Below are 25,557 nucleotides of genomic sequence, written 5' to 3'. Positions count from 1 at the left end.
GAACCCCACTGAAAAGACTGGCCCAATAATTGCTTTCTGAGGGCAGTCATTAGTATGTCAGCAGCCCAACTGAATAGCTCACTACGATTCCTCCTCAACACCACGACACCACAACACCACAACACCAACAAGACATCAATAAAATCGCCCAACGCCCACCATTGATTAATCAACAACCACGTCACCATGTAAAAACAGCTATAGCTTTAGCCCACATAGAGCCCATGCCAACATGAAAGCATAAAAACAACCAACAGAAAAAATTACAACCACAAGATCACCCTTCTTCAAAAATATTTTTATGTATTTAGGATTTGCCCCAAAAATATAAAGCTTCCAGCCCGCATAACAATACCCTTCGACCCGGTAAATTTTAATCATCGCTTGTAGTGGTCAACTAATCCCGGACACGACGTTAAGTTTTTTCTCGGCCTGAGCTGGGGCCAGTCCGTTGTTGAATTGGTGCGGTCTAATCCAGTTGTACCTATGCATCAGGTAATGACTGATGTCGCGGTGCGCCTCTTGAGCTGTCATGTAGCCCACATTCGGTATCCATTCAGTTTTCAAACTGCGAAACACACGCTCCATCGGCGCGTTATCCCAGCAGTTTCCACGACGGCTCATGCTTTGGCGCATGCGGTAACGCCAGAGCCGTTGGCGAAACTGGCGACCACCATATTGCGAGCCCTGATCCGAGTGAAACAAAAGCCCTTGAGGCTTGCCACGCTGCTCGTAAGCCATGTCCAATGCCTTGATGACCAGATCCGCATCCGGCTTGTTCGACAGCGCCCCGCCCACCACTCGGCGCGCGTAAAGATCCATAACCACAGCCAGGTAATGCCATTTCCCTTGAGCCCAGATGTAGGTGATGTCGCCACACCAAACCTGATTCGGCGCCGGCACATCAAACTCTCGATTCAATATGTTCGGAATGTCAGGCCGCTCAACCGTCGCTTGTTTGTAGGCATGTGATCCAGATTGTTTGCTGACCAACTCCAGTTCCCGCATCAGGCCTCGCACCTTGAACCGCCCAATTTGCTCGCCGTCTTCCTGCATCATCGACACGATGCTGCGGCTACCGGCGGCGCTTCGACTTTGCGTAAACAGTTCGTTAACCCGGCTGCGCAAGCGAAGCCGCTCAACGTCTGGAGTTCGGCGCCTGAGACGGTGGGCGTAGTAACACGAACGAGTGACATCAAAGACTGCGCAAAGCCAATCAACCGGCTCTTGGGGGCTCAGTTGATCAATCAGCGCGTGCGCTCGTGCTCTTCCGACATCAAGAGCGCGGTAGCCTTTTTTAAAATGGATTTCTCCCGCTCAAGTCGAGCGATTCGAGCTTCCAACTCCTGGATTTTCTGCTGCTCTGGCGTCAGCGCTTTACTCTGCGGAGTAGCGCCGGTGCGCTCCTGCTGAAGCTGATTAACCCAGCGGCGCAACGCGGACTCAACCACACCAAGCGAGCGGCTGGCTTCGATATGGCTATAGCCTTGATCGAGCACGAGGCCTGCGGCCTCGCGTTTGAATTCAGTGGAAAAAGAACGACGTTGTTTGGTCATCAGACACCTCTATCTGGCGAGCATTCTCGCCTAAATGGGTGTCCGGTTTCATTAGACCACTACACAATCAACTCTGACTGGGTGACAGCGCCTGCCTCTGGGCGCAGGAAAAATGGTACAGCCTGATGGAACCCTCCTTCCCTGCCAGTCCACCAAAGTACAACCCATGTCATGGGTTTGGCGGCTTTCAGTCCGTGCCGCCGCCTTCAAGTGAGACAACAACAGTATGAAACCTATTGCCCCGCGCCCACTGCCCCCGGCAGTTCTTCAGCCCCAACCTGCGCCGCCTTCAGTCGCTGCGCAATCCAGGCCTGCGCCCCCTGAGGCCCCCACCTTATGGTCCGTTCTGCCTGGTAACCGCAAACAGGTTTCGTGGTACGTTCCTCGGGGACATCCCCAACTGTCGCCAGCGTTGAAAGCTTGTCAGGAGTTGATGCAGCGCACGGCACATATGGCCAGATTCGGTCGCGGTTTGCTGAGCGTCGCCGCCTTTTTGACTCCACCTCCAGCGTGGTCCAAAGAGGCAAAAAATGCAGAAGATGAAGAAAAGAAAGATCTCATCGCCCTCCATTCTCGTCTCGCGACTCTTGAGGCAGACAACTCAGACTTCAAAACGCTGATCAGGCGGTTGACTCAGGGCTTGAAGTGTGTGGATGAAAGTGGCCAGCAGCCCACGGCCCGTGAAAGCCAGATTCTGATGACGGAAATGGATAAGCACTACACGGAGGCCGGCAAACGTTACCTGGAGCTTCATGAGCTGACCTGGGCCGTTCGCGAGCAACAGCAAACTAACCAGGCCTGGCTCTCTCTGGGGGAGTTTGTGGATGTATTTAATGCGCCTGAGCAATGGGCCAATTTGAAAGAACTTTACCACGAAGTGAAATCCGCCCTGACTCACCTGTCCCGGGTGCCGGACCAATCCGTTCATGATTGCAAGACGCCGTGGGAGGCGGATGAGCGGTATCTGCCGGCAGCACCTGCACTCTATCGCACTGAAACGACGATGCAGAAGCTGGTCTTGGCCTTGTATGCCCAAGGCAGCTTGGGGGTGACCTGCAATAACGGCGTCCATGCCCGCAGTTCATCCCTCGTGGACACTCGAGGCGCCCTGGCGCGCTATGAACAAGCGGACAAGGCCCAGGATCAACACCAGGAGAGTGAGTGGTCCGATCGGATGGATAGGGCCCCTAGGTTCCATAAAGCGCCCGAATCGGGCGCACAGGCATCGACCGGCGCTGTTGATGCTCACGCAACATGGACGGAGCAGGTGCTGGCCCTTGCTTCACTGACACTTGGGCTTACTACAACCACCCCGGCGGGTGTTGACGTCAAGCTTCCTGAAACTCAGCTAGAAATTATCGCTGAAGATGGCACTGTCTTTGCCAACACCGCATCAGTTGAAACGGTGAGAAAATACCCTGGTAAGGTGATGATGCCCCCCACGGACGTATCATCATTCCCGCTCCCTGAGCCTGGGAACTCCGGAGCGCTGACCGATAAGGACACCAGCAGCGTCTCTGGTATGAGTAGCGTGGAGCCGGCGGATGGGTTGATGGCGCGGATGGATGCCATTGTCAACAGACTAGTGACGCCTTTTTGGAACTCTGTCCACGGGGCTGATGTTGTTCCGCCCTTTCGGCAAAATATAACGATGGCACCTTTAATAAGTATTGAAGATCAGCGGTCGGTAAGTAGGGAAGTTATTAAGCTGGTAAAGAAATTAAAGAACATGTACCAGCCGATAATGGACCCTGCCGATTTTATTCACAGATTTATTGAAGAAGGCATAAAAAGATTCGAGAGCAGCACAAAAACAGTCACTAATTTAAACCCAGAAAGCAAAATAAAAATCACATTTAGCCATAATTCTAGACTCTTAATGGCTGTCTCCGAAAACAGAGATAAGGTACTGGAATTTTCGCTGACCGAAATTGTCACGGGAATATATTTACACGAAGCAAGCAGAGCGCTAGGGCCGGGCTATACCGATTACGTCCTGGAGCACTCCAAGCTAATAAATGAACTGAAAAAAACCGACTTGCAAAAGCAGATGCAGGATGCTCTGACAGAATACAAAAAAAGCCACGAAGCTGGTAGCCAGCTAAAGCAGTATTATGCCGACATGATTAATTTGCGGTGCCTGGAGTATTTAAATCATCCTCATGCGAAGCCTGAACATATACAATCGGTGGAGAAACTTCAAAGTGGAGAATTACAGGCGCAAGAGGTTGAATTCCACGACACCAAACTTAATGGTGTATTTTTTATACCCTCAGGTGACTCGTCCGGATTATTGTTCAGCGTGGATGATCCCAAACATTTCCACATAGGTAGTAATAGTCACACCTTTCGTGAAATGGGGAAGTCAAAAACCGAAGTGGTGCCAACTTTTCCGGAATCCACTGAGTTTAAAAACTGGGTGCTCGCCAAAATACCATACGTTTACAATTTAAAGCACGCCAATGAAACAGATGCATTTGAATATAAGTTAACGCCGCCAGGTGCGGGCATTGGATTTGGATGGCTAAATCAAGATAAGATAATCATGAGACCCTTTTCTTTTAAGTCTGTTGGTAATCAAGGCAGTCTGCCCGATAAACTATTTGATGGTTTTATGGGCAGACTGGAGTCGGATATAGACACGCTGGTGTTTTCGCACACCGAGAAAATAACAGAGCAAATGTTGAACGCGGTTAAAGGCGTATTGAATCTTCTCGTCAGCGGCTCCGCCATTGCTATCCCCGGGACAGGTACGATACTGGGTAGACTTTTCGTCGTTGGAACTTCGCTGCTCGCGGGTGGAGGTTCTGCTGGTGTCAGTGGACTACAGGCACATTTGTCCGAGCGGCCTGAGCGCACCGAATATCTCCTGAATGAGGCGATTGTCGGGGGGCTTCTGACCGGACTGTTTGGTTTTTCTATTGGAACTGCGACAGGAAAGGCCGTATTGAAAGAAGTGTATTCATTAAAGAACATCAGGCAGGTGCTTGACCTCTATCGACATGTTAAGAATACTGTATTCCATCTACGGCCTAGGTTGGCTGGGATAGCAGCCAGCGGAGGTCCGAAAGCGCTCTCAATACCAACGGTAGCGAATTTCGCAGGTCAGCGCCCTCCAGAAAACTTGATGGGTTTGCAAAGTATCAAATCAGGGGGGCACAAGCCTGTACCTCGCATCACTGGCGAGAGTATTTCCCAGCATCGAATACGACATTCAAAGGGAAGATTAACGAATCGCGCCGATCAGCGGCCCCCGGAAAACTTGTTGAATATACCGATGGTGCGTCTGGAACCGTTACGGCAAATCCCCGCGGGAAAGGTCGGCAACTTGGCGCCGGAGATGAGCAATTTATACGACCTGCTTAAGCAAACCCCCACCATCCAAGACGCCATTGATATGCCTGCAGGAAAATGCGACGCTTTGCTGAAGCCCGTGGCCGAGCGTATCCAGCAGGCGGACATCGGCATGAAGAATATTCGATACCGCGCCATAGTAATGTGGAGCAGCGCCACTGAACGATCACCGACGAATCACTTCGTGGTCGTTGCTGAGACGGGCGGGGAAAAGTACGTGTTTGATCTGTCGGCCCATCAGTTCGCGGATAGAGGGATGCCTGACCTCAGTGGGCCCTTGATTCTCACTGAAGCCGATTGGGCGCAAAAGTATGCGAATGCCTCTAGCCGAAAGCTTATAAGATATAAGGATTTCAGCAACGCCGATAGTGCTGTTATCGAGTTTAATGCCATCCCAGGAGTGATGTCGCCGGAAAAGGGGATCGAGGGTGGCACCTTGCTCACGGACCCGCAGTGGTACAAGACACTGACCAATAGAGCTCCAGCACAAGCCCTCGCGAAGATAAGGCCGGCAGACCTCGTCCGCCGCAACCCGGTACGGGACGCAACTGATCTCAATATGCGTTCTGGAAGCTCGCAGGGAGTGTGCTGGGACTATGCGGCTGATATCTTGCGTGAGGCCAACATGCTGAATCCTACCCAGGCGAAAATGTTGGCCAATGGCTTTAAGAAGGCTTCGAATTACCAGGGGATGGGTCATAGCGGACGAGTAGATAACCTGATTTTCGACCGCTCCGTCACCAGTATCGACGAGTTGTTGTTAGTTAAGCAAGGCGAGGTGGTGGTTTTCATGGAAGTCGACCCGAACATGTCGAGTCTAGGTGCGCGTCCGGTGCATGTAATGATTGGCCTCGGTGATGGCCAATTTACCGGTATGAAGAACGATTTTCTGGATCCCGCGATGGGACCGGGCAAACGCACCCTTAGAGCGGATGAGTTGGGGGACTTTCGCAATAACAAGTTCTTCAATATTCACCGTAGCACAAATGCTCCTTCCTTGGAGATTAAGGCAGGATACCCGATGGTCGCCGGGATAAGCCCCCTTTAGCGCCGGACAGCCATACAGTCGATCTCGGTTGCACCGAGTGCGAAGCTGGTCTTGTAGCGCGGAGGCCATTCGTGGCGGAATTACTTCATTTTTTGTGGCCTGATATCCACCACCGTCCTCGCCTGTACGTTTTTGATCGGTGAAAGTAAGCGTGGCGAAATATTCCAGCGTTGGCCGTTGTCGGTTATTGATGGTGATCATGCGGCTACAGGCATCTCGATTGCGACGCAGCTATCGGCTTGTGGTCGAGGGCGTTCGGTTGGTAATCCCCCCATTTTCAGTACTTGTCAGAAGTAGAGTTCAAGCCGCGAGGGCCAACTTCTGTTTGGGGGTGATACCTCTAAGGGCCATATTCGGCCGTTCGTGATTGTACGTCCAAATCCAGTTCGTGCCGTAGTCCTGAACTTCGGCTATCGATTCAAACAAGTAATGTCCCAACCAGTCATACCGTACGGTTCGGTTGTAGCGCTCGACGTAAGCATTCTGCTGCGGGTTTCCTGGCTGAATGTATTCCAATCGAATCCCCTGCTTTTCGGCCCACAGTGTCAGCTTGGTGCTGATGTACTCCGGGCCGTTATCGCTGCGGATGGCCTGCGGTTTACCACGCCACTCGATCACCTGATCCAGAGCACGTACTACACGTTCCGCTGGTAACGACAGATCGATTTCCATGCTCAGCGCTTCGCGATTGAAGTCATCGATCACGTTGAATATCCGAAAGCTGCGTCCGTCGGACAATTGGTCATGCATGAAGTCCATTGACCAGCACTGGTTGATCGTCACTGGTACCGCCAACGGCTCCGGTTTCTCGCGCACGATCCGCTTGCGCGGCTTGATCCGCAGGTTCAGGTCCAGTTCGCGGTAAATCCGATACACCCGCTTGTGGTTCCAACGATGGCCTTTCACGTTGCGAAAATACAAGAAGCACAAGCCAAAACCCCAGTTGCGCTGGTTGTGCGTCAGCCGAATCAGCAGGTCAGCAATCAGGGCGTTTTCAGACGACAACCGTGGCTGGTAACGATAACAGGCGACGCTGACGCCGAAGACTGCACAGGCCAGTTTGATGTTGATTCGACCTGAATGAACGGCTTGGCGCGCCATCTCTCGTCGTCGAGATGGCTTCACCACTTTTTTGCCATCGCCTCCTGGATGATTTCAGCCTTGAGACGCTCCTCGGCGTACATCTTCTTGAGCCGGCGGTTTTCCTCCTCAAGCTCGCGCAACCGAGCCATTAATGATGCATCCATGCCGCCGAACTTGGTGCGCCACTTGTAAAAGGTGGCCGTGCTGATGCCGTGCTCGCGACACAGCTCGGGGGCCGGACTACCGGCTTCGGCTTGCTTGAGGATGGCGATGATTTGGCTGTCTGAAAAACGTGATGTCTTCACGCAAAATTTCCTTGATCCGATTAGGAGAAAATTCTACTTCTGACGAGCACTGATTTCAGGGGGGATTACCCAATGGTTGCTGCTGGGATGGCGAAAGCCTCCTATGGGCATAATAAACTCCTTGCGATTGAAGTCAATTTATGGATTCAGTGTTGAGGCTGATCCGATACCCTCATATTCGTCAAGGTAGGTTTGTAACATGGTTTGTGTAAATTCGTAGCTGATGAGATACGCTGCAGTTTCGGCAGGCGATTTCTTCGTAATATTTATACCTTCACGAAGGAATCAACAAAATGGCGCAACGTGTAGAACTTAATCCCTTGAACGCTGCTTTGGCAGCGTTCCTGGTTAATGGTCTGAATGGTGCCCCCGGCAGCCGGTGACCACACCGGAGCGTAGCCCGCAGAGCAACGGTATGGCTGAGAGCTTCGTCAAAACGATCAAGCGCGACTACGTCGCGCATATGCCCAAACCTGATCGAGAAACAGCGCTACGTAACCTGACGATTGCCTTTGAGCATTACGACGAGGAGCATCCGCACAGCGCGCTGAAATACCGTTCACCACGGGAGTTTAGGCGCTTGGCAGCGGCATCAATTTAACGGGGTATTGATGTCCGGTTTAGCAGGGGCCAGTCCATTTCTTTCTAAGGGGATAGTCCCAGAGTAGGTATGGGTAACGGCAACACATAATAGCTATGCCACCGCCCCCTCTAAGAACCGGAATTAAGAGCGCCCATCATCTGGCTAAGCCTCTAAACCCGGTTACAGCCTCATATTTGGCACATTTTAGATCCCTCTAGACATTTTAGATGGCATATCTGTGATTGCTTGCCGCGCCTGCCCCACCGCCAGCTCTTTTTTGCAACATGGCGAATAAGGTACGACGGATAATTCTACTTATGCGAAAGCCCCTGCCCGTACACGCTAATCTTCAGTTGGCTACGGGCCCGAGCCAGGCGTGAACGCACAGTGCCGATGGGCACCCCCAATTTCTGCGCGGCTTCCTGGTAACGGAAGTCGGAATCAACCACCAAGTCGATTACCGCCCGCATGTCTACCGATAAACCGTCTATAGCCTCCAAAGCGTTACTGAGCAGGAGTTGATACTCGGCAACTAGGCTTGGGTCATGTCCGCACTCTAGACTTTCAAGCTCTGACGCCTTCAGCTCCGAGCACTGTGGTCGGCTATAGAGGGTCTTGAAGTAATTTCTAATCAGGTTCATGGCAATTCCGAAAAGCCACGTTTCCGGTTTCGAGGCTCCGATGAACTTGTGCTGGTTACACCATGCTTCCAAGTAAGTCATCTGCACTAGGTCATCGACATCCGCCTGATTGAATACGCGCTTGTTGATGAAGCCTCGCAATTTCCTATGGCTGCTACGGGCCAGATCTGCCAAGTCCAGTTTGATAACACTAATGACTTTCGCTTCCGCCTGAACTCCACTCAATTCCATGTTTAGCCCCTCATACTTATTATGCCAACAGCGGCATGGGCAAATAGAGCAGCATCCGTACCATTCCAGGTTATTCATTAAGCAATTGATTAGTAATGATTTAATTTTATAAGAAACGCATAAATTGCAGTTTTTTGCACTTTCAAAAAAAACACTGTGCCAGTTCTTGCGCAGCATTCCCGGCTTGCCATCACTGATGGAACCGTACGCCGCAAAACGCCACTCAGAATGCATCTGTACTGTGGTGGATAGCGCACTCGATGAAAATCAACACTTACAACGACGCCCTGCCCCTGGACCTGCGGCCTCGCCCGATGTACGGCGCAGAAAGCAGCTCGGTTACGGCGAAGAATCCGCTGATCGATTCCATGGAAGAAGTGGCGCTGAAATTCAGCGAAAGCGTCGAACGCCATAGCAAAAGGCTGGATGAACGCAGCATCAGAGATGCCGGTCGGGGACACCCGGTGGAGAAAATCGAGAAGCTCACCGAGCTGTATCGTTTGCTTAACTACTCCGATCAACCAAGCCTGGAACAGCAAGCTCGGCGCATGCAGATACATCTGCAACAAGAACCTTCATTGCAGGCGGCGCTGACCTTGGCCAACCAAGACCCGGCATGCGCCGATATCCTGTTGCACCAAGCCTTGCGCCTGTCCTTAAGCGAAGATAGGAAAAACGACGCCGACACTACTCGCCAACTGATAGACGAGTTGCAACAGCTGCACGGCGATAAGGTCCGAGCAGGCTTCAACACTGCCAGCGCCATTGCCCTGTTCAGCCGCGACCCACAACAACGGACAGCGATGCGTCAGTTGTATTATAGAACCATCGTCGGTCGGCAGCCCTTGGCTAGCCTGATGGAAGCGCTGCTGGAGATGTTTAACGATGAGCAGTTCGCCCGCGGCCTACGCACCCTACAGCGGGCCTTGGCGGACGATATCGCCGCCCTATCTCCCTCGCTGCCCGGTAGCGTTCTCGGCTCGATGCTAAGTGGCTTGGGTTCATGCGGACAGCTTAACAACTTGCTGAAAACCGCTCATACGCTGATTGAGCGGCTGAGACAGCAAGAGCATGAGGGTTGCATGACCCCCTTATCCATAAGTAAACGGGTTCTGCATTTCTGTGCTAATGGCTTCTTCCCCCGCGACCTGACCCAACTCACCCAAGAAGCGGCGGGCAATTCGCCACGCCTGCATCCAGTGTTTCTCAACGGACTGTATCCACTGTTGCAAAACCTCCCGCTAGTGCTCTGGAAGGACCTCAAGACACGGCAAAAAGGCCTGCGCTTGCTGCAGAATCTGATGGATGAAGTGGCCCGTCAGGAACGCCAGGCCATGGGACTTATAGACACGGGCAGGCACCCGCGATGAATCGACTGATCCATGGCCTCAACCGCCTGGCCATCGCGGTGGTGCGCCGTACCGAGATCGTCGGCGCGATGATGGTTATGGCCATCGTTTTCGTGATGATCCTACCGCTGCCCACTGCCCTGATAGACGTGTTGATCGCCCTGAATATCTGCATTTCCTCGCTGTTGATCGTACTCGCTATGTATCTGCCGCGCCCACTGGCGTTCTCAACTTTCCCAGCTGTATTGCTGCTCACCACCATGTTCCGCCTATCACTATCGATCGCCACCACGCGTCTGATCCTCCTGCAACAGGACGCAGGGCACATAGTCGATGCCTTCGGCAGCTTCGTGGTTGGCGGCAACCTCGCGGTGGGCCTGGTTATCTTCTTGATTCTCACCATCGTTAACTTCCTGGTTATCACCAAGGGCTCGGAACGGGTCGCCGAAGTGGCAGCGCGCTTCACTCTGGACGCCATGCCTGGCAAACAAATGTCCATCGATAGCGACCTGCGCGCTAACCTGATCAATGTCCACCAAGCGCACCATCGCCGCGAGCAACTGTCCAAGGAAAGCCAATTATTCGGAGCTATGGACGGTGCAATGAAGTTCGTCAAGGGTGACGCCATCGCAGGTCTGGTGATCGTGCTCATCAACTTGATCGGCGGCATTTCCATCGGCGTGTTGCAGAATGACATGGAAGCAACCGACGCCATGCACCTGTATTCGGTGCTGACTATCGGTGACGGATTAATCGCACAGATTCCAGCGCTGCTAATTTCGCTAACGGCGGGCATGATAATTACCCGAGTCTCCCCGGACAGTCAGGCAGAGGAAGCCAACATCGGCCACGAGATTGCCGAGCAGATGACCAGCCAGCCGAAAGCTTGGGTATTCTCATCCATCGGCATGCTCTGTTTCGCCGCTATTCCCGGAATGCCGAGCCTGGTGTTTATCAGCATCAGCATGATTTGTTTGTTCAGTGGGTTGATTCAGCTATGGCGTATTCACCAGAAGCAACTGCTACAGGACCACGTCGGAGCCGCCAAAAACAGCGCGCCAGAGCTCAATGGCAATGAGGACATTCGCCGATTCAACCCATCCCGGGCCTACTTGCTGCAGTTTCATCCCGAACACAAAGACAGCGTAGCCCTGGACCAGTTGCTGCAAGGCATACGTCAGCGGCGCAACACCCTGGTCCACCATTTTGGCCTGACCCTGCCCACCTTCGACCTGGAGTTCAGCAACCGTTGCGGACCAGATGAGTTCTGCTTCTGCGTCTACGAGGTGCCGTTGATCCGCGCCACCTTCAGCACCACACGCATGGCGGTTCATGTGCGTCAGTCTGGAGACTTGCATGGTGGAGAACTCAGTCGCCCTGAGCGAGAGGAAGGCCAATGGGTGTGGTTTGAGGCCGGTCATCCGATACTACTTATGGACACTGTGGATGCGGTTAACTCCGACGAACTGATCCTCGAACGTATGAGCCGCGCCTTTCAGGCAACCGGCCCACAGTTCATCGGTCTGCAGGAAAGTAAGGCGATCCTCGGCTGGCTGGAAAGCGAGCAGCCAGAGTTGGCCCAGGAACTGCAACGTGTCCTGCCCCTGTCGCGCTTTGCAGCAGTGCTGCAACGACTGGCGGCTGAGCTGGTGTCGCTGCGTTCAGTGAGGCCGATCGTCGAAACCCTGATCGAACGAGGTCAGCACGAGCGCGACCTGAGCGTCCTTACCGACTACGTGCGAATCACCCTAAAAGCGCAGATTTGCCATCAGCATGCAGAACAGGGCGCGCTGAACGCCTGGTTGGTGACTCCGGAAACCGAGGTAATACTGCGCGACGCCCTGCGCAAAAGCCAGAATGAAACCTACTTTGCCCTAGAACCGGAAGTCGCCAGCGCCCTGCTGGAACAACTACGCGACGCCTTCCCACTGCGGGCCAAACCAGCACCAATTCTACTGGTAGCGCAAGATCTGCGCAGCCCGCTTCACGGCCTGCTGAACGATGAGTTCAACCATGTTCCTGTGCTGTCTTTCGCCGAGTTGCTGGCGTCGGTGCAGGTGCAAGTTCTCGGGCGAATCGATTTGGAAGACGCATTAGCCATGCAGGCCTGACGGAGTCCGTTGATGAATCCCGAAATGATGTATGAACTACGCGTGCTTACCGGGCTGCACCGAGGTGCGGCGCTGCCGTTGACCGGTTATGAGTGGAGTATTGGCTCCTCTAACGGAGCCGACCTATCACTATGCGATCCTGGCATAAAGGACCATCACTGCCTGCTACGATTGGTGGACGATACTTGGTCTCTCGCCCGCGTAGAAGGCCCGGTGACCGACATCGAAGGGCACAAAGTAGATGCTATCACCCCTCTACAGCCCGGAACGGCCTTCGCTCTTTGTGGTGTGTGGCTGTCGCTGGTCAGCGCCAACACCGAATGGCCGGAGGACGAAGACGAACAGCCGCAATACATGGCGGAAGTCGACTCGATAGTGCAGGAGCCAAGCACTCAGTACGACGAATCGCGGCCGAAGCAATTGGGCACACAAACACGCTCAATGCTGGGAGTAATCCTGTTGCTCGGCGCTTCAGTGCTGTTTCTCGGCGCCCTGATCTGGGGTCTGAACCGGGAGGAGCCGGTGCCGGTCCTACTGACCACGCCAAGCCGTATCCCACTTGGGGACGCTGCTGCCGTCCATGAGGTATTGAATCGCATGCTCAAAGAACGCGAGTTGCAGACACGGATCAGTATCGTCAACGAAAAGAACAAAATCTTCCTGAAAGGGCGCTTCGATGAAGACGACCTGCTGCAATCTACCGAGCGTATGCTCCTGCGCTTTGAACAAGAGTACAAAAGCCCACTACAAGTACTCAGCGAGTTGCCGGTAGCCACACCACAGCTTCCCTTTAACATTATACAAATCAGCAACGCGCGACTACCCAGCGTACTCACCAGCGACGGTCGTCGACTGTTCCTCGGGGATGAAGTCCAAGGCGTGCGCCTAGTCGACATCAGCGACCACCAACTAGTGTTCGAGGGTGACCGACGTATCGAAGTGAGCTGGTGATGCAGGCCGCCCTCGACCGCCTGAACCAGTGGTACAAGCAACAGAAATTCCGTCTGGATGCCGTTGCACCGGTGCAAATCCACGGGCATATCAGCGGAGTCAACGGCATCCTCCTGCAAAGCCGAATGCCTAAGGCGCGGATCGGCGACCTGTGCCAAGTCCTCCGGGCCGATGGCAGCGAAGTCATGGCCGAGATCGTCGGTTTCGACCACCAGCACACCTTGCTTGCCGCCTTGGGGCCATTAGATGGCATCGCAATCGGAGCGCGGGTTATGCCCTTATTCCAGCCTCACAGCCTGCTGGTCAGCGAACAGTTGTTAGGCACAGTGCTCGACGGTTTTGGCCGCGCCCTTGATGGTGAAGGCCCGGAAGCCTTCGTGCCAGCCTGCACCCCAGGCGCCCTGCCAGTTATTCGCGACGCTCCGGTGGCCACCGATCGCCAGCGTATCGAGGAGCCACTGATCACTGGGTTGCGTTCCATCGATGGCTTACTGACCATCGGCGAGGGCCAGCGTATGGGAATCTTCGCCGGTGCAGGTTGTGGCAAGACCACCCTGCTCGCAGAGTTGGCACGCAACACACCGTGTCAAGCCATTGTCTTCGGCTTGATCGGCGAGCGGGGCCGCGAACTGCGGGAGTTTCTCGACTACGAATTGGACGACGAGCTGCGCAGCCGTACAGTGCTGGTCTGCGCCACTTCCGACCGAAGCAGCATGGAACGGGCCCGAGCTGCGTTCACCGCCACGGCGATTGCCGAAGGCTTTAGCCAGCAGGGTAAATCGACGCTACTGATCATTGACTCCCTGACCCGTTTCGCCCGGGCCCAACGTGAAATCGGTCTGGCCAGCGGTGAACCCGCCGGACGCGGCGGCTTGCCTCCTTCGGTCTATAGCCTCCTGCCGCGTCTGGTGGAACGCGCGGGGCGTACCAACCATGGGGTAATCACCGCGCTGTACTCGGTGCTGATCGAACAGGACTCGATGAACGACCCGGTCGCCGACGAAGTACGGTCGCTGCTGGACGGTCACATCGTACTCTCTCGCCGTCTTGCCGAGCGCGGCCATTACCCAGCGGTAGACATTCTTGCCAGCCTCAGCCGCACCATGAGCAATGTTGTTGGAACCGAACAGCTGAAAGGCGCCACACAGTTACGCCGACTAATGGCGGCTTACCAACAAGTAGAGATACTCCTCAAACTTGGTGAGTACCAGCCGGGCAACGATCCGCTGACCGATTGCGCCGTGAACTCAAAGGCACGGATTGACACCTTTTTGCAGCAATCGTTACGCGACCCGGTGTCGCTCGACGAAACCTTGGACCACCTCCTACAGGTAACCGCCGATGTCCCTCTCTGATGCCGATTCACATGCTCCAGCCAACGACTCATTGCTAAGCGAACTGGCCACAACCCTCGAGTTACTGGTGCCGATCCGCCGGCATCGCCTGACCATTGCCGAGCAGGCCTGGCAACGTCAGCACACGGTGCTCAATGCGCTGCATAACCGATTGGAGCAGATGGCCCAAGAGTTACAGCTTTTGCGTGAAAGCCAGCACCGGGCGCGTCTGGAGCAACGTGACCTGCACGCTAACCGACGCCTGCCGCTCAGCGAGATGAATCAGTGGCTGGCCAGCGAACAACAGGCGCTACGGCGTATCGAGCGCCTTGAGCAGAGCTTCAAGACGTTACAAGCGGAGTACCTCTGTCAGCAGGACTGGACCGACGACAGCCAGAAGCAACTGCGCCATCGCCAGCGCGACATGGAAAAACTTGACTACTTGCGCGACCTGCCACGGGGCGCCTTATGACCCCATGCACAGCCCTGCACAAAGCGACGCCACCACCGTCGGACCCCAAACGCATGCGCCAGGAGCCTCAGACCGGCGCCTGTCCAGTTCGGCACGAGCGCACTCCGGACCTGCGTGGCGAAACTAACGATGAAAGCGAAGATTTCGAGCTGCTGCTAACCCCCTTAGATACCTTGGGACAAACCGTCGTGGCAAATTTCAGCGGCGAAGAGTTCAGCAGTTCACACTCGCAGGACCAAGGACAACCAGGCGCGGCGTCACTTCCAAGCCCGCAGACCAGTGCACTATGGGAAGCCGTGCTAGCCAACTTGGAAGAACAGGATGAAGGCCCAATAGAAGCCCAGCTGGAGTTACCGAACCTCGGGCAGGTTGGGGTTCGCATGGTGCAACGTGACGACGCATTGGAAATCATCCTGCGCTTTGCTCAGGACAACGCCTGGCAGCACTGCATAGCCCATCAGTCTACCAGCGCCGCCTGGCTGAGCCAAAAACAGGGGCGTCCAGTGCACTTGACGCTGTTGCGCGAGACCTACTGAGATGGCCGTACAAGCTCTGCGTATGCGCATCCTGTCCACGACTGAAGCAAAGGTTCGTGAACGCCTGGGCTCAGGACTGTACCTGCGGCTAGCGTCACCACAAGCGGCCACTCTCAGCCTGCACTTGGCCCCGACCACTTTCATTCAAACGCCGGCCACCGCGCTGGAGACCGCGTGCGGCCTGCTGTGGCTGGACGATGCTCAGGCTCTACTGAGCCAGCTGTCCGAGTGCCCGGCGATAGTCGCCGAGCCGCCTAAGGAAAACTCAGACAACACTTGGTACTGGTCGCTGTACAACCGCTACCTGGCGCCAGAGCTCCAAGCCCTCATCAGCCCCGTGCGCTTGGTCAACGCGCGACCCGAGCCCGGCTTCGACTGCCTGTTGAGACTGCGCAACAACCAAGAGCAGTACACCATCAGCCGCCTACGCCTCACCGCGGAAAGCCTGGAACATCTGATGAATCTAGGACCTTGGCAGCCACTCGTCACTCACACCAGCCTCCTCGACTGGCCATTGCGTCTACCGCTTGTGCTGGGCCACTGCCCACTGAGCATCGAGCAGTTGGGTTCGTTGCGCCTGGGTGATGTCTTGCTGGTGGATCAAACACTGTTCAGTGCCGCCGGCGAAGGCTATCTGGACATCGGATCGTGCCGGCTGCACCTGCAACAGGCCACAGCGGATGAGCTGCGATTCATTCTCACCAAACTGGAAGACCTGCCTATGAATGCCAACCTCGATCATTTCGCACTCACTGAAAGCGAACACCTTATCCAAGTAGAATCACAGTCCCCGCTGTCTAGCGTCGATAACCTGTCCGCCGATTTCCCGCACTCAGAGCGCTTCGACGACCTTCCCTTGGCCCTGACCCTGCGCGCCGGCACCCTGAGCCTGAATCTTGGCCAGCTACGTCATCTGACGGTGGGGTCGGTGCTGAGCTTCAGCGGCTGCACTCCGGGCCAAGCCATGCTCTACCAAGGTGAACGAGTTCTAGCGCAGGGTGAGTTGGTGGATATCGACGGCCGCCTAGGCCTGCAGATCACTCGCCTGGAAGCTCGACAGTGAATCTACAAGACGCCGATCCGCTCACGCTCGCACTATTTTTGGGGGCACTTTCGCTGATTCCCCTGCTGATGATGATCTGCACCGCATTCTTGAAGATCTCCATGGTGCTGCTGATTACCCGCAACGCTATCGGAGTGCAGCAAGTGCCGCCGAATATGGTGCTGTACGGCATCGCCCTGGCCGCGACGCTGTTCATTATGGCCCCAGTGTTCAGCGACATGGGCATGCGTTTCAAGCAGCTTCCCAAGCACATGAACGACTTCACCGCCCTTGAAAAGGGTGCCACTCAAGTGGTGGAGCCGTTGCGGCTGTTCATGGCGCGCAATGTCAACCCGGACATTCAGACTCACCTTCTGGAAAACACCCAACGTATGTGGCCCCCGGAGATGTCGGCCCAGGCCAGCCGCGACGACCTGCTGCTGATAGTGCCGGCCTTCGTGCTCTCCGAGCTACAGGCCGGGTTCAAGATCGGCTTCCTGATTTACATACCCTTTATCGTAATCGACCTGATTGTCTCCAACATCCTGCTGGCCTTGGGCATGCAGATGGTAGCTCCCATGACCATTTCCCTGCCGCTGAAGATCCTCCTGTTCGTGTTGGTGGATGGATGGACCCGACTGCTGGACGGGCTGTTCTACAGCTACTTGTGAGGGCGTCATGGATACCTTGACTCTGTTCAAACAAGCGATGTTGCTGGTAGTGGTGCTGTCCGCACCGCCGCTTATCGTCGCGGTAATCGTCGGCGTGCTGACATCTTTGCTTCAGGCGGTGATGCAGCTGCAGGATCAGACCCTGCCATTCGCCATCAAGCTGGTGGCGGTAGGCATAGCCCTGGCGCTTACTGGGCGCTGGATCGGAGTCGAGTTGATTCAGCTTACCAATCTGGCCTTCGGTATGATTTCGCAGACGAGGGCCTGATTATGTACCAAAGCGTCTTTGTCGAAGTGTCCGAATCCATCATCGCTCTGACTATCGGCATGGCTCGCCTCTACCCCTGCCTGCTCCTGATTCCGGCGTTCTCACTTCGTGAGATTAAGGGCATGTTGCGTCACCCCATCGTACTGGCCTTAGCCTTGATACCGATGCCCGGGATCCGCGCCAGCCTTGCCGGCAAAGACTTGGGCTGGCTGGATCTCGGCGGCTTGGTGCTCAAGGAAAGCCTGATCGGCCTGCTGTTGGGACTGCTGCTGGCCATGCCGTTCTGGATGTTCGAGAGCGTCGGCTGTCTCTTCGACAATCAGCGAGGGGCTCTGATCGGTGGGCAGATCAACCCTGCTCTGGGCGATAATACTTCGGAGCTGGGGCACATGTTCAAGCAGATCCTGATCCTGCTGCTAATTCTTGGTGGCGGCTTCGCAAGCCTGACTCAGGTAGTCTGGGACAGCTATGCTATCTGGCCAGCCAGCCAGTGGCTGCCGATACCCACCGTCGACGGCCTGGACCTATACCTCATGCTGCTAGCCAGCACGTTTCGTTACATGGTGCTTTACGCCGCACCACTGGTGGGATTGTTGCTGTTGATCGAGTTCGGAATGGCGATTCTGAGTCTATACAGCCCACAATTGCAGGTCTCCACACTGGCTATGCCGGCCAAGAGCCTGGTGGGCCTTGGTTTTCTGGTGCTGTACCTGCCGATGCTGTGCTGGTTGGGTACCGGCTACCTCGCGCAACTCGCTGACCTTAAACACTTGCTGCCACTGCTTTTGCAACCGGCAGGCGACTCTTGATGTTCTACTGCGTTCTCTACCCTCGACCTGATCGAACCGAGGCTCGCCCATGAGCGAAAAAACCGAAGAACCCACGCAGAAAAAACTCGATGATGCGCGTAAAAAAGGCCAGATTGGACAGAGCCAGGACGTGCCCAAACTCCTGATCTTCGCTGCGTTACTGGAGCTGATCCTTGGTCTGGCCGAAAGTGGTATCGACAAGCTTAAGGCGTTGATGATCTTGCCCTTGCAACAGCTGAACAGACCCTTCGACGCCACACTCGGTGAAGTGCTGACAAAGGCCGGCTGGGACCTGTTGCTGTTCATGCTCCCTGTATTGGGCATTGCTGTGACCATGCGTCTGGTTGGTGGATGGATACAATTCGGCCCATTATTCGCCCCTGAGGCACTGAAACTGGACTTTGAGCAGCTCAACCCGCTGAATCAGCTCAAACAAATGTTCTCCTCGCGTGGACTATTCAACCTGCTCAACAGCGTGTGCAAAGCTATTCTGATTTCCGTAGTGTTGTATCTCGTACTATCACCAGCTCTAGGAGACCTGATCGGCCTGGCCAGCACCGATCTGGATACTTACTGGCGCGCAATAGTCACCCTCTTCACCCACCTGTCGCGCATCTGCCTGGGAGTACTACTGGTGCTGGCAATTATCGACTTCGCCTTGCAAAAGTACTTCTTCATCAAGGGCCAACGCATGAGTCACGAGGACATACGGAAGGAGTACAAGCAGATGGAGGGCGATCCACAAATGAAGTCTCATCGCAAATCCATAGCCCGTGAATTGAGCGAACAAACAGCGAGCCCTGCCCCGCCACAGGCGCCTGTGGAAGAGGCTGACCTGCTGCTGGTCAACCCGACTCACTATGCGGTGGCGCTATTTTACAGACCGAAGTTGACACCACTGCCGCGGATCATTTGCAAAGGCCACGCATCTGAGGCCCAGGAGCTGATCAAACGCGCCCGCAAAAGCAATGTACCGGTGATCCGCTTCGTCTGGCTAACACGCACCCTGTACCGCAGCGAGGTTGGACACTTCATCCCGCGAGAGACGCTGCAAGCAGTGGCACAGGTCTATCGCCTATTGCGAGAACTGGACGAACATGCCCGTCAAGAGATGATCGAGATACCAGGAACGCCTTACTGAACTCTGCGACCGAACCGACGGCCTTGGCTAGTTGCAGATAATCTGATCGAAAAATGCCGAAAGAAAGTAATCGCTCCCTATATCCCAGATTCAAAGTCGCCACCAGATGCCCGATGCTGTACTCCCGATTCCTGCCCGCAGCCAGCACCTCATGATGCGTTCCGACGCAAAAATCGGTAAGCGGCCAGCGAACACACCTTCAGAAATCCGGAATTAAGGGAGATGGTGTCCGCCTATTTTTAAGCGGACGCGATCACCCTTATCGCCAGGATTTCCATGCGCCAACGAAGCTCCTATCCCAAACCCTTCAAGGCCCAGGTTGTGCAGGAATGCCTGAAACCCGGTGCCTCAGTTTCCAGCGTCGCCATCAGCCACGGCATCAATGCCAACGTGATTCGCAAGTGGCTGCCGATTTACCGTGATAAACCTGTCGCGCCACTTCCCGCGTTTGTACCGCTGCAACCAATGCCTAAACGGCACGCTGATGAAGCGGTGGTGATCGCACTGCCGCTGGGCGACAAAGCCATCACGGTCAAATGGCCCATCACCGACCCGGACGGCTGCGCACGTTTTATCCGCAGCCTCTCGCAATGATACGCATCGACGCCATCTGGCTCGCCACTGAGCCCATGGACATGCGCGCCGGCACCGAAACTGCGTTGGCCCGCGTGGTCGCCGTGTTCGGTGCGGCGAAGCCGCACTGCGCTTATCTGTTCGCCAACCGCCGGGCCAACCGGATGAAGGTGCTGGTGCACGATGGCGTGGGCATCTGGCTTGCCGCACGGCGTTTGAACCAAGGCAAGTTTCACTGGCCTGGCACTCATCGCGGTTTGGAAGTCGGGCTCGACGCTGAACAACTTCAAGCGCTGGTGCTCGGTTTGCCATGGCAGCGAGTTGGCGCTAACGGCGCAATCACAATGATTTAGCCTTGCTTTTCAGCTGTGGCAGGTGGATCGCTTTGGTAAAATCCACGGCATGACTTCCTCTCCCAATCTCGACCAAATGACACCCGAACAACTGCGCGCACTCGCTGCGCAGTTGCTGTCGAAGGTCGACACCATGGGCCGAAAAATCCATCGTGACGAGACGATCATCGAGCAGCTCTCTCACGAGATTGCCATCCTCAAGCGGCACAAGTTCGCCAAGCGCAGCGAACAGATCAGCCTGGCGCAAGGCAACTTGCTCGATGACCTGCTCACCACTGACCTTGAGGCTATCGAGGCAGAACTGAACGCGCTTCGTCCCGCCCCAACGTCGGACGAAACCCGCCAAAAAACCAAGCGCGCGCCGCTGCCGCCGCAGTTCCCACGTACCGTCATTCGTCACGAGCCAGAGAACACCCAGTGTGTCTGCGGGTGTCAGCTTCAGCGCATCGGCGAAGACGTCAGCGAGAAGCTGGATTACACGCCGGGCGTGTTTACCGTTGAGCAGCATGTACGTGGAAAGTGGGCCTGCCGCCAGTGCGAAACACTGATCCAAGCACCGGTGCCGGCCCAGGTGATCGACAAGGGCATCCCGACCGCAGGCCTGCTGGCGCATGTGATGGTGGCCAAATTCGCTGATCATCTGCCGCTGTACCGGCAAGAAAAGATCTTTGGCCGTGCAGGCCTGGCGATCCCGCGTTCAACGCTGGCTCAGTGGGTGGGCCAAACTGGCGTACAGCTACAACCGCTGGTGGATGCACTGCGCGAAGCGGTGCTGGCTCAGCGAGTCGTGCATGCCGATGAAACGCCGGTGCAGATGCTGGCGCCCGGCGAGAAGAAAACGCACCGAGCTTATGTCTGGGCTTATTGCACCACGCCGTTCTCGGCACTGAAGGCCGTTGTCTACGACTTCAGCCCCAGCCGTGCTGGCGAACATGCACGGAACTTCCTTGGCACGTGGAACGGCAAGCTGGTCTGTGATGACTTCGCGGGTTACAAGGCCAGCTTCGAGCTGGGCATCACCGAAATCGGCTGCATGGCGCATGCCCGCCGTAAGTTCTTCGACCTGCATGTGACGAACAAAAGCCAGTTGGCCGAGCAAGCGCTGCACTCAATCGGCGGGCTGTACGAAGTTGAACGGCAGGCCAAAGACATAAGTGATGAAGAACGATGGCGATTACGCCAAGAAATAGCGGTGCCCATTGCACAGAAATTACATGAGTGGATGCTGGCTCAGCGCGACCTCGTGCCCGAGGGCTCGGCCACGACCAAGGCTCTGGATTACAGCTTGAAACGCTGGGTAGCGCTGACGCGCTACCTGGATGATGGTGCCGTGCCCATCGACAACAACCCGGTGGAGAACACGATCAGGCCATGGGCGCTTGGGCGCTCCAATTGGTTGTTCGCCGGGTCTCTGCGCAGTGGCAAACGAGCGGCAGCGATCATGAGTTTGATCCAGTCGGCACGCATGAACGGGCATGATCCGTACGCGTATCTCAAGGATGTACTGACGCGATTGCCGACGCAGAAAGCCAGTGAGATCGAGCATCTACTGCCGCATCAATGGATGCCTGGCTGATCTACGCAAGGCGTATTCCCCATACGCTTACAAAAATCGAAATCTATGGTCACCTCCTTTTTTGCAACGGTCGCGGTAGGGATGGCAGTTACATGCCACCCCCCGCACATACATGAACGCCCCCGGGTTGCCAAGCTTTCAATCTGTGACGGCTCAATGGTAGAGATTGCACTCATACATCCGGACTTTCGGTGCGGCGTTGCCGCTGTCCCTGATGGAATCCGCTGGCCGAGTTCTCAATAGATCCGTGTGCTCATGGCACGCTGTGCGGGTCAGATTTTCTTGGCCACGGTCTTACCAGTTTTGCCATCAATTCATGATCACCTGAGCAGTCAATAGAGTTGGTCCGCTACGGGGTTAAGTTGACGTCTTCAAGCCGCTTCGATTACGCGACGACGGTCATGTAATCGGAGCGGAACTCGCGGTCACCGGCCAACAAGGCCCATATAATTCGGGCGTTTTTATTAGCCAGTGCAACGGCTGCCACATTAGCGTTACGCCGCTTAAGTAGCCGGCCAAGCCAGCTGTCAGAGATCTCTTTTCGCTGTGCTGCGTAGATCATCGACCGTGCCCCCTGGATCAGTAGCGTCCGTAAATAGGAGTTCCCACGCTTACTCATCCCCAACAACACCGTCTTACCACCAGTGGAGTTCTGCTTCGGCACCAGCCCAAGCCAAGCACTCACCTGTCGGCCATTCTTGAAACTCTTGGCATCGCCAAGAGAGGCTACCATCGCACTGGCCGTGATCGGCCCGATGCCTGGCATCTTGGCCAGCTTGCGGCTGTTTTCGTTCGCGCGATGCCAAGCGACAATTTGATTCTCGATCTCATGAACCTGATGATCGAACCCCTTCAATTGTTCCAGTAGACGCTGCACAAGCATACGAAACGAGCCCGGCAACTCGTTGCGCTCATCCTCAATAAACTCCGGTACGCGCTTGGCGATATGTGCGATGCCCTGTGGGATTACAAGACCAAATTCGGCTAGCAGCCCACGGATCTGATTAGCTTGCGCTGTCCGCGCCTTCACGAATCCTTGACGAACCCGATGCAGCGACAGCACGGCCTGTTGCTCAATGTCCTTGATCGGCACAAAACGCATGTTTGGCCGACCCACCGCTTCGCAGATCGCCTCAGCATCAGCTACATCGTTTTTGTTCGTTTTCACGTATGGCTTTACGAATTGCGGGGCCATCAGCCTCATCGGAAGAGCCCGCAGCAGAATCGCGAGCGTCGAAAATAGCCAAGCCCTCTGACTCTTCTCCGGCCGCATTCGAACGAACGGTGATGGATAGAAACGATATAAAAGTAGCTTATCACTACGTAAGCAATAAAAAACATGCGGAAGGGTCCAACTTTATTAAATACAGTTCGAGCGCCCCCTCAGGCAATTCGAGTGCAAAATACAAATATACCGTTTACTTTACAGATATTCCTCCAGAAAAAATGAGGGATCCGAATAACCCGCAAAATGTTATCAGTATTTTCGGTAAAACTAGCACTGGGCAACCCCGATGGAATCGAGTTGAAAATGCCTACAAGGCGAATCTAAACGCACTCCCCGAAGGGGCTGTCATTTATAAAGAAAAAGAGCATATATTTACTATTGACATGTCAAGAGTGCCCGACGTAAATACGCGAGGGATAGGCTTGAAAATGAAACAATCATTGTTCCAGGACGAAAAAGAGTCACTAGTACCCGGCAACGCTGAACGATAAAGACGAAATGCAGAAGCTGTTAGGGGTTGTTCCCGTTTCGACCTAACCAATTGATATATAAGAACAAGCTCGTATCGTTATAGCTCTCACACAACACCAATACGAGCTTGCAATGCCCCGATTACTGCTCAGTGATGAGCACTGGTCGAAGCTGCGGGAAATTCTGCTGCACAAGGCCATCTACAACAAGCGTGATCTACGGATGACCGTCGAAGGCATGCTGTATCGCATGCGCACAGGATGCCCCTGGAGAGACTTGCCCGAGGCATTCGGAAGTTGGAGCAAAGTCTACAAGCGTTTCAATGCCTGGTCCCTGCCGCCATGGCGGGACTTATCGACGTAAAAACAATTGAAGCACCGAAACAAGACACGCCGCTGTCTTTAGACGAATTGGCGGCGATGCTAGACGTGATCGAGGTGTAGATGTGGGACATTTAACTAAGAAAGACGAAGTGCAAATCGTCAAACTAATTGAAGAATGGTCTGATCCTAAGCTGACCTGGCCTCTTCTAGTCGAGGCGTGCAAAATCAAGCTTAACATCAATCGGGCTCGCCAATCGTTGATGAAGCTGCCAGAGGTAGACATGGCAATGAAGGATCGCAAGGCTGCGCTCAAGGCGCCAACTGAGAAGCGAGGCTGGGTTAAAGACATCCACCAAGCAAATGAGTGTATCGAAAAGCTCACAGAAGCCAATCAGCGTCTCAAGTTTATTAATCAGCAACTTCTTGCACGCTTCCTCACTTGGCAGGCCAATGCAGATATGCATGGCATAGCTCAGACGACATTAGATCGACCGTTGGTTCAGTTCAGAAGGTAGCCTGAGACAGCCGGCCATGTGCGGATCTGCTTATATCCTTCGTCTCATTTTTTGGAGAAGCGGTCGCGGTAGTTTTCCTACTCTGCCGTTGGCACTCGGATCATGGTCGCCTTAAAGTCATGCGGTTAACTCTGGCGAGCGTGCTGCCACGCGAGAACGAGACTTGTCTCAAACCCGGCCACAACTTGATCCGTGAGGAATAGGCAAAATGAAGAGAGTGGGTATAGGTAAAGCACCGGGGGCAGATGATTTCTTTGGGAGCCGAGTTGGGATAATGTGGCGCTGACTGCTTTCTGAACGATGTAAGATCTTTCCTATCCAATTGCAAACAGGAGCTCGACCATGAGATGGTCCGTGATATCACCGTTGCGAATTGTCCTACTGGATGATCACGCCTTGATTCGTGACGCGTTGAAAATTCGCCTGTCGCTGGAAACAGACTTCAAAGTAACGGGTGTCTATACCACTAGCCGCGATCTGATCGAGGGATTACGCAGCCATTCGACGGACTTGCTGATACTCGATTACCAATTGGCCGACGGTGAGATTGATGGCCTGCGCCTGATCCAGTCAATCCGTACCCAGCATCCAGACTTGCGCATTGTAATTTTCTCGTCGGCGGAAAGGCCCGCGACGGTCAACATGTGCATTCGAGCAGGTGCGAATGGTTTTGTGGGCAAATCACAGGAAACCGACGAACTTTTGAGGGCCGTTCGGATGGCGGCTCTAGACCGTATTTACTTGGCACCGGCCATGGTGGCGGAGTTGGAAAAGCTACCGGTACCGCAATCGACAGAGAACAATGACATCTTTGATGCGGATCAGGCCCTGGTTGATAACCCTGAACTGTCGCCCAAGGAGCGAGAGGTATTGCGCTGTTGCCTGGAAGGCTTGTCTGTTTCCCAAGTAGCCATCAAGTTCTCCCGTAGCCGCAAAACAATCAGCGGGCAGAAACAAGCGGCCTTTAGAAAACTGGGGATTCGCACCGACACCGAACTCTTTAAATTGCAAGTTCACCTGAGGAATCTTTAAT

21 protein-coding genes and 3 pseudogenes are annotated in these 25,557 nt (G+C 54.8%); 20 read left to right on the top strand and 4 right to left on the bottom strand.

Going from position 1 to position 25,557, the window contains the following annotated elements:
- Positions 1 to 393 precede the first annotated feature (393 nt).
- Positions 394 to 1,556 (bottom strand): IS3 family transposase gene (locus tag ACA069_RS07205; RefSeq protein ID WP_497616863.1). Its coding sequence is split into 2 segments (ribosomal slippage): positions 394 to 1,301 and positions 1,301 to 1,556, totalling 1,164 coding nucleotides; the frame shifts between segments, so codons are not numbered across the junction.
- A gap of 433 nt (positions 1,557 to 1,989) precedes the next feature.
- Between ACA069_RS07205 and ACA069_RS07200 the strand changes: the two genes are divergently transcribed.
- On the top strand, positions 1,990 to 5,958 hold the full coding sequence (locus ACA069_RS07200; protein WP_497616862.1) for a hypothetical protein: 3,969 nt from the start codon (positions 1,990 to 1,992) through the stop codon (positions 5,956 to 5,958).
- A gap of 300 nt (positions 5,959 to 6,258) precedes the next feature.
- Here the strand turns inward: ACA069_RS07200 and ACA069_RS07195 are convergent.
- Positions 6,259 to 7,346 (bottom strand): IS3 family transposase gene (locus tag ACA069_RS07195; RefSeq protein ID WP_497616860.1). Its coding sequence is split into 2 segments (ribosomal slippage): positions 6,259 to 7,094 and positions 7,094 to 7,346, totalling 1,089 coding nucleotides; the frame shifts between segments, so codons are not numbered across the junction.
- A gap of 373 nt (positions 7,347 to 7,719) precedes the next feature.
- On the opposite strand from ACA069_RS07195, the pseudogene ACA069_RS07190 reads away from it, so the two are divergent.
- Positions 7,720 to 7,947 (top strand): annotated as a pseudogene (locus ACA069_RS07190) (integrase core domain-containing protein); the annotation flags it as partial.
- Positions 7,948 to 8,240: 293 nt separating this feature from the next.
- Here the strand turns inward: ACA069_RS07190 and ACA069_RS07185 are convergent.
- Positions 8,241 to 8,978 carry an RNA polymerase sigma factor gene (locus ACA069_RS07185; protein WP_497616859.1) on the bottom strand — a complete coding sequence of 246 codons (738 nt, stop codon included), beginning with the start codon at positions 8,976 to 8,978 and terminating at the stop codon, positions 8,241 to 8,243.
- Between the two features lie 83 nt (positions 8,979 to 9,061).
- Between ACA069_RS07185 and sctW the strand changes: the two genes are divergently transcribed.
- From sctW to tnpC, 14 genes are all read left to right on the top strand, one after another.
- Positions 9,062 to 10,171 (top strand): type III secretion system gatekeeper subunit SctW, encoded by a 1,110-nt coding sequence (sctW, locus tag ACA069_RS07180; protein ID WP_497616858.1) that lies wholly within the window; start codon positions 9,062 to 9,064, stop codon positions 10,169 to 10,171.
- Positions 10,168 to 12,261: a type III secretion system export apparatus subunit SctV gene (gene sctV / locus ACA069_RS07175; protein WP_497616857.1), complete on the top strand. Its 2,094-nt coding sequence runs from the start codon at positions 10,168 to 10,170 to the stop codon at positions 12,259 to 12,261. The genes sctW and sctV overlap by 4 nt, the downstream gene beginning before the upstream one ends.
- 12 nt (positions 12,262 to 12,273) lie before the next feature.
- Positions 12,274 to 13,212 (top strand): FHA domain-containing protein, encoded by a 939-nt coding sequence (locus ACA069_RS07170; protein ID WP_497616856.1) that lies wholly within the window; start codon positions 12,274 to 12,276, stop codon positions 13,210 to 13,212.
- Complete coding sequence (locus tag ACA069_RS07165; protein ID WP_497616854.1) at positions 13,212 to 14,567, top strand: FliI/YscN family ATPase; 1,356 nt, start codon at positions 13,212 to 13,214, stop codon at positions 14,565 to 14,567. Before ACA069_RS07170 ends, ACA069_RS07165 begins: the two co-directional genes overlap by 1 nt.
- Complete coding sequence (locus ACA069_RS07160) at positions 14,554 to 15,018, top strand: type III secretion protein (RefSeq protein WP_497616853.1); 465 nt, start codon at positions 14,554 to 14,556, stop codon at positions 15,016 to 15,018. Before ACA069_RS07165 ends, ACA069_RS07160 begins: the two co-directional genes overlap by 14 nt.
- A 53-nt stretch (positions 15,019 to 15,071) precedes the next feature.
- On the top strand, positions 15,072 to 15,554 hold the full coding sequence (locus ACA069_RS07155) for a type III secretion system HrpP C-terminal domain-containing protein (RefSeq protein WP_497616851.1): 483 nt from the start codon (positions 15,072 to 15,074) through the stop codon (positions 15,552 to 15,554).
- 1 nt (position 15,555) lies between these two features.
- Complete coding sequence (locus tag ACA069_RS07150) at positions 15,556 to 16,617, top strand: FliM/FliN family flagellar motor switch protein (protein WP_497616849.1); 1,062 nt, start codon at positions 15,556 to 15,558, stop codon at positions 16,615 to 16,617.
- Positions 16,614 to 17,267: a type III secretion system export apparatus subunit SctR gene (gene sctR / locus ACA069_RS07145; protein ID WP_497616848.1), complete on the top strand. Its 654-nt coding sequence runs from the start codon at positions 16,614 to 16,616 to the stop codon at positions 17,265 to 17,267. Before ACA069_RS07150 ends, sctR begins: the two co-directional genes overlap by 4 nt.
- A 7-nt stretch (positions 17,268 to 17,274) precedes the next feature.
- Entirely contained in the window at positions 17,275 to 17,535 is a 261-nt protein-coding gene (gene sctS / locus ACA069_RS07140; protein ID WP_497616847.1) for a type III secretion system export apparatus subunit SctS, read from the top strand.
- Positions 17,536 to 17,537: 2 nt separating this feature from the next.
- Positions 17,538 to 18,344: a type III secretion system export apparatus subunit SctT gene (sctT, locus tag ACA069_RS07135; RefSeq protein WP_497616846.1), complete on the top strand. Its 807-nt coding sequence runs from the start codon at positions 17,538 to 17,540 to the stop codon at positions 18,342 to 18,344.
- 49 nt (positions 18,345 to 18,393) lie between these two features.
- Positions 18,394 to 19,485 carry a type III secretion system export apparatus subunit SctU gene (gene sctU / locus ACA069_RS07130; RefSeq protein ID WP_497616844.1) on the top strand — a complete coding sequence of 364 codons (1,092 nt, stop codon included), beginning with the start codon at positions 18,394 to 18,396 and terminating at the stop codon, positions 19,483 to 19,485.
- 276 nt (positions 19,486 to 19,761) lie between these two features.
- Positions 19,762 to 20,079, top strand: coding sequence for an IS66-like element accessory protein TnpA (gene tnpA, locus ACA069_RS07125; RefSeq protein ID WP_095188479.1), 318 nt, complete (start codon positions 19,762 to 19,764; stop codon positions 20,077 to 20,079).
- Positions 20,076 to 20,411 (top strand): IS66 family insertion sequence element accessory protein TnpB, encoded by a 336-nt coding sequence (tnpB, locus tag ACA069_RS07120; protein ID WP_157815118.1) that lies wholly within the window; start codon positions 20,076 to 20,078, stop codon positions 20,409 to 20,411. The genes tnpA and tnpB overlap by 4 nt, the downstream gene beginning before the upstream one ends.
- A gap of 49 nt (positions 20,412 to 20,460) precedes the next feature.
- Positions 20,461 to 21,987 (top strand): IS66 family transposase, encoded by a 1,527-nt coding sequence (gene tnpC, locus ACA069_RS07115; RefSeq protein WP_497616843.1) that lies wholly within the window; start codon positions 20,461 to 20,463, stop codon positions 21,985 to 21,987.
- A gap of 385 nt (positions 21,988 to 22,372) precedes the next feature.
- On the opposite strand, the pseudogene ACA069_RS07110 reads toward tnpC, so the two are convergent.
- Positions 22,373 to 23,191: pseudogene (locus tag ACA069_RS07110) on the bottom strand (IS110 family RNA-guided transposase); the annotation flags it as partial.
- Positions 23,192 to 23,274: 83 nt separating this feature from the next.
- On the opposite strand from ACA069_RS07110, the gene ACA069_RS07105 reads away from it, so the two are divergent.
- From ACA069_RS07105 to ACA069_RS07090, 4 genes and pseudogenes are all read left to right on the top strand, one after another.
- Positions 23,275 to 23,706, top strand: a complete 432-nt coding sequence (locus tag ACA069_RS07105) for a hypothetical protein (protein WP_497616842.1) — start codon at positions 23,275 to 23,277, stop codon at positions 23,704 to 23,706.
- Positions 23,707 to 23,818: 112 nt separating this feature from the next.
- A pseudogene (locus ACA069_RS07100) lies at positions 23,819 to 24,019 on the top strand (transposase); the annotation flags it as partial.
- A gap of 112 nt (positions 24,020 to 24,131) precedes the next feature.
- Complete coding sequence (locus ACA069_RS07095; protein ID WP_497616840.1) at positions 24,132 to 24,524, top strand: hypothetical protein; 393 nt, start codon at positions 24,132 to 24,134, stop codon at positions 24,522 to 24,524.
- 342 nt (positions 24,525 to 24,866) lie between these two features.
- Positions 24,867 to 25,556 (top strand): response regulator transcription factor, encoded by a 690-nt coding sequence (locus tag ACA069_RS07090; protein ID WP_497616839.1) that lies wholly within the window; start codon positions 24,867 to 24,869, stop codon positions 25,554 to 25,556.
- The last annotated feature ends 1 nt before the right edge of the window (position 25,557 follow it).

The organism is Pseudomonas sp. LBUM1652, from assembly GCF_059716105.1.
Note: the sequence above shows the minus strand (reverse complement) of the source record. Positions and strands in the feature narration are given on the sequence as shown.

Excerpts from the sequence above, each read along its gene's own strand:
- ACA069_RS07200 (WP_497616862.1), top strand. The coding sequence starts at position 1,990 with ATGCAGCGCACGGCACATATGGCCAGATTCGGTCGCGGTTTGCTGAGC.
- ACA069_RS07185 (WP_497616859.1), bottom strand. The coding sequence starts at position 8,978 with ATGCTGCGCAAGAACTGGCACAGTGTTTTTTTTGAAAGTGCAAAAAAC.
- sctW (WP_497616858.1), top strand. The coding sequence starts at position 9,062 with ATGAAAATCAACACTTACAACGACGCCCTGCCCCTGGACCTGCGGCCT.
- sctV (WP_497616857.1), top strand. The coding sequence starts at position 10,168 with ATGAATCGACTGATCCATGGCCTCAACCGCCTGGCCATCGCGGTGGTG.
- ACA069_RS07170 (WP_497616856.1), top strand. The coding sequence starts at position 12,274 with ATGAATCCCGAAATGATGTATGAACTACGCGTGCTTACCGGGCTGCAC.
- ACA069_RS07165 (WP_497616854.1), top strand. The coding sequence starts at position 13,212 with ATGCAGGCCGCCCTCGACCGCCTGAACCAGTGGTACAAGCAACAGAAA.
- ACA069_RS07160 (WP_497616853.1), top strand. The coding sequence starts at position 14,554 with ATGTCCCTCTCTGATGCCGATTCACATGCTCCAGCCAACGACTCATTG.
- ACA069_RS07155 (WP_497616851.1), top strand. The coding sequence starts at position 15,072 with ATGCGCCAGGAGCCTCAGACCGGCGCCTGTCCAGTTCGGCACGAGCGC.
- ACA069_RS07150 (WP_497616849.1), top strand. The coding sequence starts at position 15,556 with ATGGCCGTACAAGCTCTGCGTATGCGCATCCTGTCCACGACTGAAGCA.
- sctS (WP_497616847.1), top strand. The coding sequence starts at position 17,275 with ATGGATACCTTGACTCTGTTCAAACAAGCGATGTTGCTGGTAGTGGTG.
- sctT (WP_497616846.1), top strand. The coding sequence starts at position 17,538 with ATGTACCAAAGCGTCTTTGTCGAAGTGTCCGAATCCATCATCGCTCTG.
- sctU (WP_497616844.1), top strand. The coding sequence starts at position 18,394 with ATGAGCGAAAAAACCGAAGAACCCACGCAGAAAAAACTCGATGATGCG.
- tnpA (WP_095188479.1), top strand. The coding sequence starts at position 19,762 with ATGCGCCAACGAAGCTCCTATCCCAAACCCTTCAAGGCCCAGGTTGTG.
- tnpB (WP_157815118.1), top strand. The coding sequence starts at position 20,076 with ATGATACGCATCGACGCCATCTGGCTCGCCACTGAGCCCATGGACATG.
- tnpC (WP_497616843.1), top strand. The coding sequence starts at position 20,461 with ATGACTTCCTCTCCCAATCTCGACCAAATGACACCCGAACAACTGCGC.
- ACA069_RS07105 (WP_497616842.1), top strand. The coding sequence starts at position 23,275 with ATGGATAGAAACGATATAAAAGTAGCTTATCACTACGTAAGCAATAAA.
- ACA069_RS07090 (WP_497616839.1), top strand. The coding sequence starts at position 24,867 with ATGAGATGGTCCGTGATATCACCGTTGCGAATTGTCCTACTGGATGAT.